Annotated in this window: 15 protein-coding genes and 1 riboswitch; of the genes, 4 read left to right on the top strand and 11 right to left on the bottom strand. The window is 55.7% G+C overall.

Features of this window, described 5'->3' with window-relative positions:
- The first annotated feature begins 102 nt into the window (after window positions 1–102).
- The 4 genes from JIG40_RS03880 to JIG40_RS03865 are packed head-to-tail and all read left to right on the top strand — an operon-like array spanning window position 103 to window position 4,850.
- On the top strand, window positions 103–381 hold the full coding sequence (locus JIG40_RS03880) for a phosphopantetheine-binding protein (protein WP_199464795.1): 279 nt from the start codon (window positions 103–105) through the stop codon (window positions 379–381).
- Complete coding sequence (locus tag JIG40_RS03875) at window positions 374–3,298, top strand: condensation domain-containing protein (RefSeq protein WP_199464794.1); 2,925 nt, start codon at window positions 374–376, stop codon at window positions 3,296–3,298. The genes JIG40_RS03880 and JIG40_RS03875 overlap by 8 nt, the downstream gene beginning before the upstream one ends.
- Before the next feature lie 27 nt (window positions 3,299–3,325).
- Window positions 3,326–4,132, top strand: a complete 807-nt coding sequence (locus JIG40_RS03870; protein WP_244662628.1) for an ABC transporter ATP-binding protein — start codon at window positions 3,326–3,328, stop codon at window positions 4,130–4,132.
- Window positions 4,125–4,850 carry a 4'-phosphopantetheinyl transferase superfamily protein gene (locus JIG40_RS03865; RefSeq protein ID WP_199464793.1) on the top strand — a complete coding sequence of 242 codons (726 nt, stop codon included), beginning with the start codon at window positions 4,125–4,127 and terminating at the stop codon, window positions 4,848–4,850. Before JIG40_RS03870 ends, JIG40_RS03865 begins: the two co-directional genes overlap by 8 nt.
- A 60-nt stretch (window positions 4,851–4,910) precedes the next feature.
- Here JIG40_RS03865 and JIG40_RS03860 read toward each other — a convergent pair whose 3' ends face one another.
- The 11 genes from JIG40_RS03860 to JIG40_RS03810 form a co-directional block, all read right to left on the bottom strand.
- Window positions 4,911–5,915: a LacI family DNA-binding transcriptional regulator gene (locus JIG40_RS03860; protein ID WP_199464792.1), complete on the bottom strand. Its 1,005-nt coding sequence runs from the start codon at window positions 5,913–5,915 to the stop codon at window positions 4,911–4,913.
- 108 nt (window positions 5,916–6,023) lie between these two features.
- The gene (locus tag JIG40_RS03855; RefSeq protein WP_199464791.1) at window positions 6,024–7,460 is read right to left on the bottom strand and encodes a 6-phospho-beta-glucosidase; all 1,437 of its coding nucleotides are present in this window, start codon (window positions 7,458–7,460) and stop codon (window positions 6,024–6,026) included.
- A 311-nt stretch (window positions 7,461–7,771) separates the two neighbouring features.
- The gene (locus JIG40_RS03850) at window positions 7,772–8,467 is read right to left on the bottom strand and encodes a pirin family protein (RefSeq protein WP_014204808.1); all 696 of its coding nucleotides are present in this window, start codon (window positions 8,465–8,467) and stop codon (window positions 7,772–7,774) included.
- Window positions 8,468–8,600: 133 nt separating this feature from the next.
- Entirely contained in the window at window positions 8,601–9,248 is a 648-nt protein-coding gene (thiE, locus tag JIG40_RS03845; RefSeq protein ID WP_199464790.1) for a thiamine phosphate synthase, read from the bottom strand.
- A complete protein-coding gene (gene thiM / locus JIG40_RS03840) occupies window positions 9,245–10,051 on the bottom strand; it encodes a hydroxyethylthiazole kinase (protein WP_199464789.1) in 807 nt (268 codons plus the stop codon). The genes thiE and thiM overlap by 4 nt, the downstream gene beginning before the upstream one ends.
- Window positions 10,048–10,902: a bifunctional hydroxymethylpyrimidine kinase/phosphomethylpyrimidine kinase gene (gene thiD / locus JIG40_RS03835; RefSeq protein WP_199464788.1), complete on the bottom strand. Its 855-nt coding sequence runs from the start codon at window positions 10,900–10,902 to the stop codon at window positions 10,048–10,050. Before thiD ends, thiM begins: the two co-directional genes overlap by 4 nt.
- A gap of 128 nt (window positions 10,903–11,030) precedes the next feature.
- Window positions 11,031–11,148, bottom strand: a riboswitch (TPP riboswitch).
- Between the two features lie 85 nt (window positions 11,149–11,233).
- Window positions 11,234–12,616, bottom strand: coding sequence for an ATP-binding cassette domain-containing protein (locus JIG40_RS03830; RefSeq protein WP_199464787.1), 1,383 nt, complete (start codon window positions 12,614–12,616; stop codon window positions 11,234–11,236).
- Window positions 12,617–12,618: 2 nt separating this feature from the next.
- Window positions 12,619–13,401, bottom strand: a complete 783-nt coding sequence (locus JIG40_RS03825; RefSeq protein ID WP_199464786.1) for an ABC transporter permease — start codon at window positions 13,399–13,401, stop codon at window positions 12,619–12,621.
- Entirely contained in the window at window positions 13,398–14,351 is a 954-nt protein-coding gene (locus JIG40_RS03820) for an ABC transporter permease (protein ID WP_024373182.1), read from the bottom strand. Before JIG40_RS03820 ends, JIG40_RS03825 begins: the two co-directional genes overlap by 4 nt.
- Window positions 14,344–15,903: an ABC transporter substrate-binding protein gene (locus tag JIG40_RS03815; RefSeq protein WP_199464785.1), complete on the bottom strand. Its 1,560-nt coding sequence runs from the start codon at window positions 15,901–15,903 to the stop codon at window positions 14,344–14,346. Before JIG40_RS03815 ends, JIG40_RS03820 begins: the two co-directional genes overlap by 8 nt.
- Window positions 15,904–16,038: 135 nt before the next feature.
- The gene (locus JIG40_RS03810; RefSeq protein WP_020330088.1) at window positions 16,039–16,638 is read right to left on the bottom strand and encodes a TetR/AcrR family transcriptional regulator; all 600 of its coding nucleotides are present in this window, start codon (window positions 16,636–16,638) and stop codon (window positions 16,039–16,041) included.
- Between the last annotated feature and the right edge of the window lie 29 nt (window positions 16,639–16,667).

Below are 16,667 nucleotides of genomic sequence, written 5' to 3'. Positions count from 1 at the left end.
GTGCCCGGTAGCGGGCACCGCTATTTTCACCCTCTGGCGAGTGAAACCGTAGTTGGCAACCGCGCACCAGAGAATCTTTGCTAACACCCACGGAGCTCAACAATGGTCGATGCAAAACAACTGGTGATCAACGAAGTGACCCAAGCGCTCGCGCTGCCTTCTCATGCCTTCAATTTTGACACCAACCTCTACGAAATGGGCCTGCATTCACTGCTGATCCTGCGCCTGAGCGAACGTTTCAGCGCCGAGTGCGGCAGCTATATCGGCTATCTTCCTCTGGCATCTCGACCGACATTGAATGAGTGGATTGCACTGGTTCAGCGCGCCCTTGAATCCCCAACCGATGACCACTCTCAGTCACAAGGAACGAATCATGAGTGAATACCATTCTTTTGCGCCTCAGCGCCCGGCAGACAGCGCCGCACAGCCGGACCAGCTCAGTGAATTTGAGCAGCAGGTGTGGCTGCACCATGAGCAGTGTGGCGACAGTTCGCATCAATGGCTGAGTGCGTTTCGTTTGAGTGGCGACGTGCATCTTTCTCTGTTGCTTGAAGCGCTGGAGTCGATGTTGCAATCACTGCCAGACCTGAATGTGCGTTACCAGCTCAATGATGAGTTTGAGCTGATCAAGTTGTTCTCGACGTCGCCCGGCCAGCGAGTGGAGTTGGTGCAGGTCGCTGACCGAACCGAAGCGGTGCAGCATTTGCTTAACTGGCAAAACGAACGCATCGATTTAGCCTTCGAACCGCCGATGCAATTTCGCTTACTGCTTGGCGATGAACTGATTCTGGCCGCTCGTCACCACCGTATTCTCGCGCACAACATCAACTGGCAAACGCTGCTTAGCTCACTGAGCAGTTTTTATCAGGGCGAACTCAATGCCGAGGCTTGGACGCAGTCACATCAAACTGAGTTGTCGTTGGCGTATCCGCTCTATTCGCGCGAGCAACCATTAAATTCGGCCTACTTATGGCTCGCAGCCGGAGAGAGTTCAGCGCGCAGCAGCATCGAATGGTTGGGCAGCGAACGAATCAAAACCATCCAGCGCCGCGCAGAAAAAGTGCGTGTATCGCTGCCAGTGCATGCATTAACGCAACTGAGCGAACATAAAGGGGCGCAGGCAAGCCTTGATCACGGCGTGATGCTGTGCGCGGCCGTCACCGAGTTCGCCCGCTTCATCGCTCGCCTGAGTGGTAAAACGCAGCAAACGGCGTTTGCGCCCAAACAGGTGGTTCAGCGCCATCATGAACTCAACGGCAGCGCAGTGCAAAGCGGTTTATTGCGCTTGGCCATCAATGCGGGTCATCCGCATCAAGCGGCCTTGTTGGATGAGGTGACCCAACAATGGCGACGCGCAGATTCGCATGCGAGCAGCCTCACCAACCCCGATGATTTGGCGATCTTGGTGACCTGGAGCGTCGATCCGGCCGTGCATCTGCGCTTGGGAAAAGTACAGACGGAAACCGTACGTCTGGCGCCGCTGCATTGCGATTTTGACCTGGTACTGGCACTGGGAATCAGCTGCGACAACAAGCTGCTGCTGGAACTGACCACTGGCGAGCGTCTCTCGCCTTATATCGCCGGTTGGCTGCTGGAGCAGTTTACCGCTTCGCTCGGCCATGACATCAATATTGCCGTAACGACGACACCAACGGAATCGGTGGTGAATGAGCTCACTCCGCAGCGCGGCGAACGTGAACGCATTGCGGCGTTGATCGCCGAAGCATTTGGCGCTGCACTCAACAGAGCCAACTTCTCGATTCATGATGATTTCTTTGATTTCGGTGGCCACTCGCTGATCGCCACGCGCGTGATTGGTCAACTTAAAACCGAGCATCAGGTCGAAGTGCACATTAACGATCTGTTCAGCCAGCCGACGGCGTGGGGATTGGCAGAACACGCGATTTCGCACAGCCACTCGTTTCCTGTTCAAGTGCAAAATGAGGTGCAACCGATGCGCCATCACGCGCCGCTGTCGTTTGCGCAGGCATCGTTGTGGAAAGCGTACGCGGCCTTTGGTTACAACGAACTGTTTAACATTCCGTTTGCGCTGCGCTTTTTAGACCCGGTGGATGAAACGCTGTTTGGTCTGGCATTTGAAGATGTGATGCGTCGTCATTCGGTGCTGCGGACTCGCTTTGTGATTGAGGGCGACACCGTTGAGCAACACGTGGTGCCGGAAGCTGAACTCAGCCAGTATCGCTGGTTCTGGCGCTCGGAAGAGACGGGGCCGGTGGATCGACAAACCGCGCTGAATCAGGAAGCATCCCATGTCTTTGATTTGAGCCGTGAGCTGCCCGTCAGGCTGCGCTTTGTGCGCGATCCAAATTCGGCGCTGCAATATCTGTCGTTCTTGTTCCATCACGTGGTGTTGGATGAGTGGTCGGTGAACGTGCTGATGGATGATTTGCGTGAGGCGTATCAGGCTCGCGCATCAGGAGCCACGCCGCAGGGGCGCGCACAGCCGCTGCCGTTTAGTGAATACGCCGCCCGCCAACATGAGCGGGGCTTTGATGAGTCGCATTTAGCCTACTGGCTGAAGCAGTTTGAGGGCGTGCCGCTGGATGCACCGCTGCTGCCAGAGTTGCAAAATCAGCCGGATGCCGAGCCGTCCGATGCCGGCGGCTGGGTGGAATTTAAACTCGATACCAACGTGGCATTGGGGCTCAATCAGCTCGCACGTCAGCAGGGCGCGTCGCTGTTTAACGTGGTGTATGCGGCGATTTCGCTGGCGCTGAAAAAACTGGGCGCGCCAAGTCAACTGATTGTCGGCACACCGGCCTCCGGGCGTCTGGATGCGGAATTCTTCGATACCGTGGGCTATTTCACCACGCTGGCGATGCATGTGGTGCATTTTGATCGCGCCGAGTCGGTGGCAGAGCTCATCGCACAAGTGAAAAACACCATCAACGAATCGTTGGATTATTCCGATGTACCGATTGATTGGGTTGAAGATGCGTTGCTTGGCGAGCGAACCGACAAACATCATCTGTTTGAGGTGATGATTCAACTGCATGCCAAAAACAAACTGCACGGCGAACTGATGAGCTCGCAGCAGGCGGTGCGCTTTGAGCAGGTCGACCCGGAGAAAAGTGAGTCGGCTCTTGGGCTGCAATTTGAAGTGATGGAAGAGCGCGTTGGTGGTGAAGACCGAGTGCGTGTATTGATGAGTTATCGCAGCGATCAATATGGCGATACGCAGGTAAAAACCCTGACCGAAACCACGCAACGCATGTTGGCACGTTTTGCCGAGCCAAACGCCGAACAAACCTTACTGTGCGAACTGGTCAATGCTTAACAGTGAATGGATGACAAGGGAACACGCATGAACACCGAAGTTGAAGCGCGCCTGACGGGCAGTAACCTGCGATTAGGCTACGAAGGGCATACTGTGTTTGATGGCATTGATGTACGTATTCCCGATGGTAAGTTTACCGTCATCGTTGGCCCCAATGGCTGCGGAAAATCCACCTTGCTGCGCACGCTGTGCCGCTTACTCAAACCCAAAGCAGGGCAGGTCTGCCTCGATGGGCACGACATTCATGGGCTACCGACCAAAGCGCTGGCGCGCCAGTTAGGGCTGTTGCCGCAAAGCGCCACGGCGCCCGATGGCATTCGCGTGGTCGATTTGGTGGCGCGCGGGCGTTATCCGCATCAGGAACTGTTTCGCCAATGGAGCCTCGACGATGAACGCGCGGTGCGCTTGGCCATGCAGGTGACGGGCATTGACGCGTTGGCCGAACGCCAAGTGGATGAACTTTCGGGCGGTCAACGTCAGCGGGTGTGGATTGCGATGGTGCTTGCGCAGCAAACACCGCTGCTGCTGCTCGATGAGCCGACGACGTATCTCGACATCGCTCATCAGATTGAGTTGCTGGAACTGTTCCGCGATCTCAACCTCACCAGCGGTCACACGCTGATCGCGGTACTGCACGACCTCAATCAGGCGTGTCGTTATGCCGACCACATGATTGCCATGGCACATGGCAAGATCATCGCGGAAGGCAATCCGAGTGAACTGATCAATGCTGACCTAGTGCGTGACGTGTTTGGCCTGGAAAGCGTGATCATTGAGGACCCGGTCAGCCACACGCCGCTGGTGATTCCGCGGGGACGCACACGGCATGAATGAGTCCTTTCTCAGCGCGCCGATGCAACGTGAGTTGGGCGGGTATACGTTGCATTTGCGTCAGTTTGAGGTGGCGCGTTATTTCCCTCAACAGTCGTTGCCACATGGGGGCATGCCGTATGGATTAACGTTGCCAGAGGATCTACAGCGCGCGGTGGCAAAACGCCAAGCGGAATTTATCGCGGGTCGGGTTGCTGCGTGTGACGCGTTGCAAGCGGTTGGTGCTACGCCGCAGATGCTGGCAGTGGGGAAACATCGCGCGCCGCGGTGGCCGCAAGGAGTGGTGGGCTCGATTTCACACAACGAAAACCTCGCGCTGGCGGTAGCGCAGCGGGTCGACAGTGGCGTTGACGCGTTGCTGCTTGGCGTGGATGTGGAAAGCCGGATTGATGACCGTTCACTGCCCGCCATTCAAAGCACGATTGCGACTGCGCAGGAAGCGGCCATTTTGGCCCGGGTATCTCTCAATGCCGCGCAGTGCGTCACCACGCTGTTTTCGGCCAAAGAGAGCTTATTCAAAGCGCTGTATCCGCGCGTGGGGCAATACCTTGAGTTTCACGATTCGCGTTTGCTGATATGGGATGAAGCGAATGGGCGATTGACGCTGCAATTGGTGCAGCGCGCGGCGGAACTGGCCGGCAGCGCATGGGTGTTTGAAGTGCATTATCTCTGGGATGAACAGCGCGTCATCACGCTGGCGCAATGCCATGCGTCATCCTGACGGAAAACAAAGAAGCGAGCAGGGCGCTCGCTTCGATTTATTCTTAAATTCTTAACTCACTCACTTTACCGCGCGGGTTGACTCGCGTCTCACCAATTCGCCGCAGTAGGTCTGATGCTGCGGTGCCTGTTGCTGTTTGTTGGCGAGAGCAATCGTCAGTGCAACCGAGTCCTGAGTCAGTTTGGTGATCGGCAGAGAGACGGTCGACAGGCTCGGAATGGCATAGGCGGCGGCTGGTTCATTATCAATCCCAATCACCGACACATCGTGTGGCACCGACAAGCCCGCATCGTGCAGCGCGCGAATCGCACCGATCGCCATGTCATCGTTACAAGCAAAAATGGCGCTAAACGTGCAGCCATGCACCAGCAATTCTTGCGCCGCCTGATAACCGCGCTCCAGCGTATTGTTGCCTTCGGCCACCCATTCGTTTTGATATTCAATCTGGTGTTGAGTGAGCATCTCCTGGTAGACGCCAAAACGTAGTCGACCCGTTTCACTTTGCAGTGGCGAGGTGATACATGCGATGCGTTGATGGCCCAAATCCAGCAGATGCTGCATGGCAATGGTCGCCAACTGGCACTGATCAAGGCCAAAACTGGGAACAGAATCGATAGAGAGTTGGCGGTTGATCACCACCAAAGGGACAGCAATGGAGTGTTGCAGCTGATCGAGGTCATCCTGTGACAGATGACGGCTGTAGAGCATGATGGCGTCGCAGCGTTGATTGGTCAGCGTCGCGACGGCTTCTCGTTCACCGTCTGCGGTATCTTTGCTGTTGACCACCAACAGCTTTTTGCCCGCCTGCTGTGCGCCCTGTTCGGCGTGATGCAGCACGCTACCGAAATAGCTGCTTTGAAATTGTGGCAGGATGAGACCAATGGAGTGAGAAGTATTGGTGGCCAGCGCTTGTGCCAGTGCATTGGGCTGATAGCCCAGATCGCTCATCGCTTTCATCACGACCTGACGGGTGGCTTCTTTCACCTGCCCACTGCCGTTCAAAACACGTGACACTGTCGCTTTCGATACACCTGCGGCTTTACATACATCATTGATTGTGGCCATCGCTGCTCCTTAATTAAACCATCCGGCGAGAGCAAAATTCTCTGGCCGGGTGGCGAGTTTAGCGAACTTCACCAGCAGATTGAAACAGTTATCTGCTGGCCAGCCGGGTTACAGGCTTTCGCCGTTGGTAGCGATCACGTTCTGATACCAGAAAAAACTCTTCTTCTTCGAACGCGCCATGTCACCGCTTCCATCATCATGGCGGTTCACATAAATGAACCCGTAACGTTTTTTGTATTCGCCGGTGGTGAACGAGACGCAGTCGATACAGCCCCAAGGGGTGTAACCCATTACCTCGACACCATCGTAACTGATCGCTTGTTTCACCGCCTGAATGTGCGCGCTCAGGTAGTTGATGCGGTAGTCATCGTTGATGGTGCCATCGGACTCCACCTGATCGACGGCACCAAGGCCATTTTCGACGATGAAGATCGGTTTTTGGTAACGCTCGTACAGCTCAGACAACGCAAAGCGCAGGCCATCCGGGTCAATCTGCCAGCCCCAGTCCGACGCAGGCAGATAGGGGTTCAAACGGCTACCTTCAAACAGCGAGGTGGTTTCTCCTTCCTCATCTTTTTGCGCGGAAACGATGTTGGTCATGTAGTAACTGATGGCCAGATAATCAGCGCAGCCGTCACGCAGAATCTGATCATCGCCGTCTTGCATCTCCACCTGAATGCCTTTGCGTTGCCACTCTTTCAGCAGGTAGCTTGGGTAGTAACCGCGCACTTGAACGTCGCTGAACAGGTATTTCTCACGCATCAACTCTTGCGCCAGCAACATGTCTTCCGGACGGCAGGTCGCCGGGTAGAGCGGCATCATGTGGATCATGCTGCCGATCTTAAAGTCCGGGTTGATCTCATGGCCCAGTTTGACCACTTTGGCGCTGGCCAGAAATTGGTGATGCAGCACTTGGTACATCACTTGTTCCGGATGTTCATGGTCGGCGTAGATCATGCCCGAGTTACAATATCCCCAAATCGGCAGTTTCCAGTTACGCTGATTATTGATCTCATTGAAGGTGATCCAGTATTTCACTTTGTGCTGGTAACGCTGCATCACGGTTTGGCTGAATTTGACGAAGAAATCCATCACCTGACGGTTTTGCCAACTGCCGTATTGCTTGACCAAATGGTTCGGCATTTCAAAGTGCGACAGGGTGATCACCGGCTCGATGCCGTATTTCAGCAGTTCATCGAACAGGTCATCGTAGAATTGCAGGCCCGCTTCATTAGGGGTTTCTTCATCGCCGTTCGGGAAGATACGCGTCCAGGCGATCGAAGTACGAAAGCACTTAAAGCCCATTTCAGCAAACAGCGCCACATCGCCTTTGTAGTGACCGTAGAAATCCACCGCTTCATGGTTAGGATAAAACTGGTCCGCTTCCACGTTTTCGGTGATCACGCGTGGTACTTCGTGGGCGCCTTTGGTCAGCACGTCAACGACGCTGATGCCTTTCCCGCCTTTGTTCCAGCCGCCTTCAACCTGATGCGCTGCGACAGCGCCGCCCCACAGAAAGTCGTTTGGAAAACCTTGTTGTGACATTTCGTTACCCCTTTGTGCCGTGTTCTATTGGTGTTGATGAGGTTGTCGCGCCAGCGAATCCACCGACCCCAACCATGAACAAATCTGAATCAATCATAGTCAATTTAAGCGCATTCTAGATCAGTAAATTTTAAAATGGAACCGGTTTCCGTAACCGGTTTCAAAATGAAGCAGACATTGGAGGTTTGTGAGAGATGAAGGTGGTTTGAACGTGAGGGCAATGGAGCGGAAGCAATAAAAAACGCCGCGTCGTAACGATCACGCGGCGTTTCGGTATCAGATGGCTTGCGGTTTATAGGGTTTGAACTTACTTATGGTAAATCGAACACCAGGGCTTTCACGGGCAAGTCACTGTCGTTGCGCAGTACAAGCTGGCTTTCGTCAGCGATTTTTGCGCCATCACCCGGATTCAGCTCGACTTGGTTGATGCTCAATGCGCTGTCGATTTGGTGCACATAGACGCGGCGACCTTGGGGGACGTCGTAAGTCAGCGTGCTATGGGGCTCCAAAATCAGTTGCAATAAGCGCGCATCCTGTTTGATGTGCAACGTGCCATCTTCACCAGTTGGAGTGGCGATGGTGGTCAGGCCCGGTTGTTGACCAAAGTCTTTTTGCTGATAACCCGGTTCACCGCCAAAGCGGTTCGGCTGAATCCAGATTTGCAGAAAGCTCAGTGACTCGGTGTCGGAGGCGTTGAACTCGCTGTGGTAAATACCTCGACCAGCGGACATTAACTGGAACTCGCCCGCGGGCAAGGTTTTGACGTTACCAGCGCTGTCTTTGTGCGCGATAGTACCGCTGAGCACATAGCTGATGATTTCCATGTCGCGGTGACCGTGGGTTTCAAAGCCGGCACTGGGTGTAACTTTGTCGTCGTTGATCACGCGCAGTTCTGAAAATCCCATGTGCTTCGCATCGTAGTAGCTACCAAATGAAAAGGTGTGCTTGCTATCCAACCAGCCAAAGTTTGCGCGGCCGCGTTGCTCTGCTTTTCTTACTTCGATCATGCTCTGCTCCTTCGACTTGGCGGACCAAATCGTTCTTGATATTGGGGGAGGGAATCGCTCACTCCCTCAGGCTTGATAGGAAGTCTAGCCCTTTCGGACAGGCGTCAACAGCCGTGCAGCTTGTTGTGGTCATTCAATAATTTCGAACAAGTGAAGCCGGGCGATTTTGTTCGATCAGCAAACGCAGATCGTGAGCGGCCTGTTGTGGGTCACGTGCGTGACTGATGGCTGAAACCAACGCGATACCTTGCACGCCTGTTTGAGCGACAGCCCCGATATTGCTGGTATTCAAACCGCCAATTGCCACCATGGGCAAACGGCTGCGCGCCATCGCCCAGTTCAGACCATCCAGCCCCCAATGCTTGACGGTATTGATTTTGGTTGGTGTGGCGAAAATCGCACTGAGCCCGAGATAATCGACCGGAAGCGACTGCGCTTGTTCAAATTGTTGCTCGTTTTCGACCGACAGGCCAATCAGCTTATCTGGGCCGAGCAGCTGGCGCGCCAGCGTGGCGGGCATGTCGCTCTGACCCAGATGTACGCCGTCGGCATCCACCGCCAAGGCCACGTCAACGCGGTCATTGATGATCAGGGGGACGCCGCTGCCGCTCAGCACCGCTTTCACCGCCGCCGCGCGTTCGATAAAGGTCCGCACGTCGCCCTGTTTTTCGCGTACCTGAACCAGCGAAACGCCGCCTGCGATCGCTTGTTGCACCACATGGCACAGGGTGCCCAGATCTTGCTGATCATCGGTGACCAAATAGAGTGTGTAGGGAGTCATGCCATCGCCTCGCTGACGTCTTCAAAACGCAGCAGTTGCAGCAGCGTTGCTTCATCGAGTTGATACAGCGCATCGAGCAGTTCCATTTGCAGACTACCCGGGCCTTTGGCGCGGCGCGCAGCCAGTTCACCGGCCACCCCCATGATTGCGGCGGCCGTTAAGCCAGTCAGATCGCCTGCAGCGGCACAGGCACCCGTAAGCGCGCTCAGGCTACACCCCATGCCAGTCACCAGCGGCATCAGCGCGTCACCATTGCCGAGCTGGCACACGTGCGAGTCGGTGACGATGAAATCCTGCGGGCCGGAAATCACTACATTAGCTTGATAGCGATTCACCAAGGTTTTGGCGGCAGCAATGGCGCTGTGGCTGGAATCGCGCGCGTCGACGCCTTGGCCTTGTGCCGCTTCGCCGGCCATGGCCATCACTTCCGATGCGTTGGCGCGAATGATGAGCGTATCGGCTTTGGCCGCCAAATTGCGCGATGCGTCAGTGCGCAGGCGACTTGCGCCGCAGCCTACCGGATCCAGCACCACGGGTTTGTGGTTGCGGTTGGCCGCTTCAATCGCGTATTCCATGCGTGCCAGCCAGATTTCATCTAACGTGCCAATGTTGATCACCAGCGCGCCGGCAAACTGCATCAGTTCGTCCATTTCCTGACGGGAATGCGCCATGATGGGGGAGGCGCCCGCAGCCAGCAACGCGTTGGCGCTGTTATTCATCACGACATAGTTGGTGATATTCACCACCAGCGGTTTGGTGGCACGCAGAGTGCGGAAGGTATCAGCGATCAATAGTGTATTCATGCGATCTCCTGGGCGGAAGTTGGTTGAGCATTCAAAGCAAAGAAATGGTGAACCGGGCCATGGCCGCGGCCAATATCCAGTTCATCGGCATGGGCGATGGCTTGCGAAATGTAGGTTTTCGCTAATTGAATCGCGTCAGTCAGTGCAACGCCTTGGGCCAGATATGAAGCAATCGCCGAAGAGAGCGTGCATCCGGTGCCGTGCGTATTGCGTGTGGCAACTCGCTCGGCGCGAAAAGTGTGGTGATCGCCAGCGCGGATGAGCCAGTCATCGCTATGGGTGGCCGACGCCAAATGACCGCCTTTGAGCAGCACCGCTTGGCAAGGCAGCGTACGCAGCGCAGCGAATTGCGCGGCCAGATCCGATTCGCTTTCGGCCAGCGGCAGGCCGGTCAGTGCGGCGGCTTCCGGCAAGTTGGGGGTGATCACGGTCGCCAGCGGCAGCAGCTCGTTTTTGAGGCTGCTGATCGCCTCGGTTTCCAGTAGCAAATCACCGCTGGTGGCAACCATGACCGGATCGAGCACCACATACTGAGGCTGATACTGGCGCAGTTTACCCGCGACCGCTTGGATGATGGCGCTGTCAGCCAACATGCCGATTTTGACGGCGACGACATTGAGGTCGCTGAACACGGCGTCCAGCTGGCTTTCGACGTGAGCAATCGGAATGGGCAGAATGGCAGACACGCCGAGCGTATTTTGCGACGTAATGGCGGTGATCGCGCTGCACGCAAAGCTACCGGTGGCAGAAATGGCTTTGATATCGGCTTGAATGCCCGCACCGCCGCCGCTGTCTGAGCCGGCAATAGTGAGAACGATAGGGGTGTTACATTGAATGTCTGATTGAGGCATTTGGGCTCCTAATCTCCGACAATCAGGAACCGGTTTAGCGCAGTGGAAGTCAACCGCTGGTGGCTAAACGGCTGCCGGGCTGGCAGCCATACGCTTGGTGATAGTGCCACTTTTCAAAGCGGGAGCATCGCGAAACGTAAATAGTTCCCTACGTCAGTGCTAACTGAATCAGGTTCTACGGGTCTCGCGCCGCTGCCGCTGGGCAGTGGGGGCGATCTCAGCCTTGTGGCTCCCCGACTATAGGCGTCGATGATAGCAGATGTGTGGCGCTCGGAGCTAGGTTCGTGTGACATTGCCGCTGAACGTGCAGGAATCAGCGGCAACGGGCAGGTTAGAGGCGAATGATCTGGTGACAGGTTTTACTCAGCGCTACTTTGTCGTGGCTGATCAGCACCAGCGCGCAGCCCATTTCCTGCGTCAATGTGGTCATCAATTGCAATGTGCTGGCGGCCGTCACGGGGTCGAGGCGTGAGGTGGGCTCGTCGGCAATCAAGAGTTTGGGTTTCATCAGCAACGCGCGCAAAATTGCAAAGCGTTGCAGTTCGCCGCCGGACACTTGAGTCACTTTTCGTCCCAGCAGCTGCATCGACAATTTGAGCTTGGTCATCAGCGGCTCAATGCGGGTTGGGTCGATGGTGTGGCGTTGACACAAATCGCTCAGCAGCGTGTGCAGCGTTGCACTTTTCGGCAGCGCACTTGGCGGATCCTGATACAGCTTGAGCACATCGCCTGTCGCAAACGGTGTGGTGTGCCGCAACGTGCCGCCGGTGGCGCATTTGAGGCCGACCAGAATGTCCGCCAGCGTGGATTTGCCACATCCGCTGTCTCCGCTGATGCCCAGAATTTCGCCCTGCGCAATGGAAAAATTGAGCTGCTCAAACAGCGTGCGATCGCCGTAATTCATACTCAGGTTTTCCACGTGCAGCACCGGCTGACCAACAGTCGGTAGCGATGCGTTTGGCCAGAAACGTGGGTCCGCGGTGATCAGCGCTTTGGCGTAGTCCGATTGCGGCGCGCTCAGCACTTGTTGTGCTGGCCCTCGTTCTTGCACCACGCCTTTTTTCATCACGATGATTTCGCCGCCCAATTGCTGCGCGACTTCAATGTCGTGCGTGATGGTCAGCACCGCACCGCGCTGTTTATGGCTCAGCAACTGCGCGATGATTTGGTCGCGGCGGCTGATGTCCAGGCCTTTGGTTGGCTCATCGGCAATCAGCAGTTCACCACCGGCTTGTGTCGCGCACAAATAGGCCACGCGCTGTGCCATCCCGCCGGATAACTGATGCGGGAATTTCGCCATGTCGTCACCCAGTTCAACGCCCTGAAATGCCGCTTGGGTATAAGTGTGCGCTTGCGCGGGATCGCCATTGACCACCTCGTGCACTTCGCGCACCTGTTCGCCCACTGCCATCAACGGGCTCAGGGCGTACCACGGCTCTTGTGGCAAAACGGCCAGCTTTTTGCCCCACAACTGTTGGCGAGCGTCGTGGCTGAGGTCGCGCTGCGCGTCGCCAAACAGCGTCACGTCGCCCTGCATGATCAGCGTTTCCGGCAAGGTGCCGATAATGGCGTTGGCCATCAGGCTTTTGCCCGAGCCGGTTTCGCCCAAAATCGTGACCGCTTCACCGCGATGAAGCTCAAATGACAGCGGCTCAACCAAGGTTTGCTCACCGGCTTGAATCGACAACTGTTCGACGTTCAATAACACACTCATGCCTACTTTCCTCGTGCCAACAGGTGAAAACTCATCACTAACAAAAACACCACCACAATCGGTTGAACCAGCACCCACGGCACCTGTTGGTAATAGCGGAACAGCTCGACCATCATCAAACCGAGTTCGGCCGCAGGCGGTTTAAGGCCGACGTACAAAAAGCCAATGGAGGCCAGTGCCAGAATTGCGTTGCCTGCGCCAAAGCAGCCGAGGGTAAACAGGTCGGTGCGTAGCTCCGGCCACAGGTGGCGTTTGAACTGATACCAAACGCCGAAGCCGTACAAACGCGAGGCTTCGATTTCGGGTGAACGCAACAAGCTCAAGGTGCGGCTACGCACGACGCGGAAATATTCCACCCACAACATCAACGAGATGGCGAGATAGAGGACCAAAAATGAGCCCGGCACCATGGCGCCAAACAGCAGCACCAGAATCAGCCCCGGCATGGCGAGCAACATATTGACCAGCCACGAGAGCGATTTATCCCACCAGCCGCCTTTCCAAGCGGCGGCTACGCCAGCCAGCAAACCCAAAGCGGCCGAGGTGACCACGCTCACCACCGCCATCAGCAAGGAGGTACTCACGGCACTCGCTAAGCGGGCGTAGTTGCTGCGGCCATAGTGATCGCGCCCCAGCGGCTCTTGCCAGGAGGGTGAGGCAAAGGCTTGCGTCAAGGATTGCTGCGCGGGATCGCCGCGGTAAATCAGGGCTTCAAAGGCAGCAAAAACCACCAACGCGGCGAGAATGCTCATGCCTGCCCATTGACTGCGCGAGAACTGTTTCATGCCATCACCGCCTTGGTCGCCAAACGCTGACGTGGGTCGAGCCAGTACTGCGCGACATCGACCAGCGTGTTGATGACCACAAACAGCAGCCCCATCAACAGCGCCGCTCCTTGAATCATGGGAATGTCACGACGAAAAATCGCGTGCGACAACGCGTGGCCGATGCCCGGCCAAGAGAACAGCGATTCAATCATCACAATGCCTTCGACTAAACTGACGGCCTGAATGCCGACAAACGCCATTACCGGCAGCGCAATATTGAGCTGCGCGTGACGGGTAAACGCTTGTTGATGGCTCAGCCCTTTTAAGCGCGCGAATTGAAAATAAGGCGAGTTCAGTACCTGATGCGTCGCGTTGCGAATCATTCGACTCGACATCGCAGCCATGCTCAGCGCCAGCGCCAATGCAGGCAGCACCAGATATTCGACGCTGCCAAACCCGGCAACGGGGAATAAGTTGAAATGGAGTGCAAACACCAACACCAACAGCAAACCAATCAGAAACACCGGCTGCGCCTTGATGATGATGGAGCCAAACAGCGCCGCGTGATCGCTCCACTGATTGGCACGGCGACCGCAATACAGCCCGACCGGAATGGCGATCAGCAGCGACAGTGCGGTCGCGGCCGCAGCCAGTAGCAAGGAATGCCCCAACTGGTGCGATAGTGCTGCGATCACCGGCTCGCCGCTGACCAGAGAATTCCCGAGATTAAAATGCAGCAGGTCCCACAACCAGTTGAAATACAGCTCAAATCCAGAGCGATCCAGCCCCAATTCTGCCTGTACTGCTTGCGCGGCTTCGGCGTTCACGTAGTCATAACCGTAACGTCCTGCGGCAATGCGGTAGGCGATGTCGCCCGGAATCAGCCGCATCAACACGAAGGTCAACGTGCCGACCGACCACGCCACAAACAGCGCCTGGTACAAACGGGATAGCAAAATCTTAGTCATGGAAACGCATCTCCGACACGCGGTAATTGATTTCAAACGGGTCGAATGAGAAGCCGTCGAGGTGGCGATTGACCGCGACAATCTGGCGGTAATAGGTCACCGGGATCAGCGGCATTTCGTCGGCCAGTACCGTGGCGGCTTGCTGTGCTAACTGGCGATACTGCGCCGGGTCGGCTTCGCCAGACAGTTGTTCGAGCAACGTGCTAAAGGTGTTGGATGACCAGTGCATCGGCCCCCAGTCGGAGCCTTTTTCGGTCGCAAAATCGTTCATCAGTAGCGGCAGGGGATCGGCCAAGGTGCCGAAATTGCGGGCGATGAGTGCCATCTCCAAGCTGTCGTCGTGGTGCTTGGCTGGAATGGCACTGGAGTTATCAATCGAGATCTGAACATCAATGCCCAGTTCGCGCCATTGGGCTTGCAGCGCGGTGGCGATGAGCGGCAGCTCCGGGCGGTCCGCGTAAGTCACCAACTGCACGCGAAACACCTGGCCGTCGCGTTGCATCAGCCCTTGCGCATTGGCATGCCACCCTTGTGCGCTCAGCAACGCTTTCGCTTGTTGCAGCTTGTCCGCGTGCTGATTGTTGACGTGAGCGGTACCGGGTTGATGATCGCGCTGCGCGATGTGCCATGCACCCAGCGCAGGCGAAAACAGTTGGTAGGCTTCAGAGCCTGGCAGGCGGAGCACCGATTGCGCGATGCCTTCGCGATCCAGAGCCAAACTCAGTGCTTGTCGCACGGTTTTGTCATTCAGAAACGGGTGCGCGTTGTTGAGTTTGACCAACACCGTGCGCGGCATCGATTCCACATGCAGGTCAATATTTTTTGCCGCTTGCAGTGTGCTGATGCTGATGGGGTCGAGGGTGTAGACCAAATCGGCTTGACCACTTTGTGCCAACAAGGCGCGGCTTTCTGAGCGATGGCCGGCAAGGTATTCCACCGTGTCGATATGGGCAGGCGTACCCCAATAGGCGTCAAAGCGTGTCACTTTAGCTTTGTGCGGCGCTTGCAGGGTTGCAATCTGATAAGGCCCGGTGCCTTGTAATTGAATCACTTTGCCGCTGGCGTCCATCGAGCTTGGCGCGATAATCGCGGTGGAGTAGTGTGCCAGCACTGAGGGCAGCGCGCGGTAAGGGCGATCCAGCGTGATGACCACGCGATCGTTCAGCGCGCTGATCGACTGAATCGGTACTTGGCGAATCACGCCCGGTTTGGCGAGCGCGATATTAAGCGACTGCGCTGCCGCCTGCGCGCTCAGCAGTGTGCCGTCGTGGAAATGCACGTTCGGACGAAGGGTGAATGTCCAGCTCAGGCCGTCATCACTTTGCTGCCAGCTTTGTGCCAACAGCGGGTAAGGTTCGGCGTCATCGTTGATGCCAACCAACGATTCCACCACTTGTAGACGGGAGAACACAAACCCGTCTTTCGACAGATCCTGACTGTTGAATTCAAACGGGCCAGAAATAGAGAGTGTGTCGTGCGTCGTGGCAGAAGGTTTCCAAAATAGAGTCGCGCCCACGCCCAACACCAGAGCGAGTATCAATAGCTTTTTCATAATTCCATGCTGAAATGTTATAACATAACAATATTGCAGCATGAGAATGGTTCTCATGTCTAGTGCAAATTGAACGTTAGCAGGAAAAAATGTCCCGACCTGAGCGTGGCATCAGGCCGGTTTGAGCTGAGAAAGTCAGGCGGAATAGAGTGTCAGGAAGGTGTCGACTGCGCGCAGGGTGGTGGCTTTGAGTTCTGCTGGCTTAGGTTTTTCAATCGCACCTAAGGCGAACGGTTCAATGTGCTCCGCCGACAGTAATGCTTTGAACTGCATTGCAGCAATCCAGGTATCGCAGGCTTTCAAAGTGCCTTTTTTCACCTGACTGTCGATGTAATCGCTCAGGTGTGTCCAACCACATTTCGGACCATTTTCATAAAAGTGACGGCCAATCGATGATCGGTCAGCTTCGTGAATCGCCATGCGGTAAATGGCCATGGCATCCGGCGTCAGAACAGAGCTTAAAAAATTGTAACCAAATTCTAAAAGCGAAGTGCGAATTTCACGATTCGGGTCAAGAGAGAGGAAAGATTGAGCAATTTGTTCGGTCGCTGAAGACTTCATGACCGCACAAAAGATCTCTTCCTTAGAGCTGAAGTAGTTGTACAGCGTCGCTTTGGATCCGCCCAGTTCCTTGGCAATATGGGACATGGAGGTTTGCTCAAACCCTTGCTGTGTAAAGGAATTTTTCGCAATTTCCAAAATGGCCTGTCTTTTTTCTTCGCTTTTTACTCGCATGAACTCGTCTATTCCCGTGGAAAATTGTG

The sequence above is a fragment of the Vibrio sp. bablab_jr001 genome, from assembly GCF_016464285.1.
Classification (GTDB): domain Bacteria; phylum Pseudomonadota; class Gammaproteobacteria; order Enterobacterales; family Vibrionaceae; genus Vibrio; species Vibrio fluvialis.
The sequence above is the reverse complement of the archived record's forward strand: the minus strand, read 5'-3'. Positions and strand labels throughout refer to the sequence as shown.

Excerpts from the sequence above, each read along its gene's own strand:
- JIG40_RS03830 (WP_199464787.1), bottom strand. The coding sequence starts at position 12,616 with ATGAGTGTGTTATTGAACGTCGAACAGTTGTCGATTCAAGCCGGTGAG.
- JIG40_RS03855 (WP_199464791.1), bottom strand. The coding sequence starts at position 7,460 with ATGTCACAACAAGGTTTTCCAAACGACTTTCTGTGGGGCGGCGCTGTC.
- JIG40_RS03810 (WP_020330088.1), bottom strand. The coding sequence starts at position 16,638 with ATGCGAGTAAAAAGCGAAGAAAAAAGACAGGCCATTTTGGAAATTGCG.
- JIG40_RS03870 (WP_244662628.1), top strand. The coding sequence starts at position 3,326 with ATGAACACCGAAGTTGAAGCGCGCCTGACGGGCAGTAACCTGCGATTA.
- JIG40_RS03860 (WP_199464792.1), bottom strand. The coding sequence starts at position 5,915 with ATGGCCACAATCAATGATGTATGTAAAGCCGCAGGTGTATCGAAAGCG.
- thiM (WP_199464789.1), bottom strand. The coding sequence starts at position 10,051 with ATGAATACACTATTGATCGCTGATACCTTCCGCACTCTGCGTGCCACC.
- JIG40_RS03875 (WP_199464794.1), top strand. The coding sequence starts at position 374 with ATGAGTGAATACCATTCTTTTGCGCCTCAGCGCCCGGCAGACAGCGCC.
- thiD (WP_199464788.1), bottom strand. The coding sequence starts at position 10,902 with ATGCCTCAATCAGACATTCAATGTAACACCCCTATCGTTCTCACTATT.
- JIG40_RS03820 (WP_024373182.1), bottom strand. The coding sequence starts at position 14,351 with ATGACTAAGATTTTGCTATCCCGTTTGTACCAGGCGCTGTTTGTGGCG.
- JIG40_RS03825 (WP_199464786.1), bottom strand. The coding sequence starts at position 13,401 with ATGAAACAGTTCTCGCGCAGTCAATGGGCAGGCATGAGCATTCTCGCC.
- JIG40_RS03880 (WP_199464795.1), top strand. The coding sequence starts at position 103 with ATGGTCGATGCAAAACAACTGGTGATCAACGAAGTGACCCAAGCGCTC.
- JIG40_RS03850 (WP_014204808.1), bottom strand. The coding sequence starts at position 8,467 with ATGATCGAAGTAAGAAAAGCAGAGCAACGCGGCCGCGCAAACTTTGGC.
- JIG40_RS03815 (WP_199464785.1), bottom strand. The coding sequence starts at position 15,903 with ATGAAAAAGCTATTGATACTCGCTCTGGTGTTGGGCGTGGGCGCGACT.
- JIG40_RS03865 (WP_199464793.1), top strand. The coding sequence starts at position 4,125 with ATGAATGAGTCCTTTCTCAGCGCGCCGATGCAACGTGAGTTGGGCGGG.
- thiE (WP_199464790.1), bottom strand. The coding sequence starts at position 9,248 with ATGACTCCCTACACACTCTATTTGGTCACCGATGATCAGCAAGATCTG.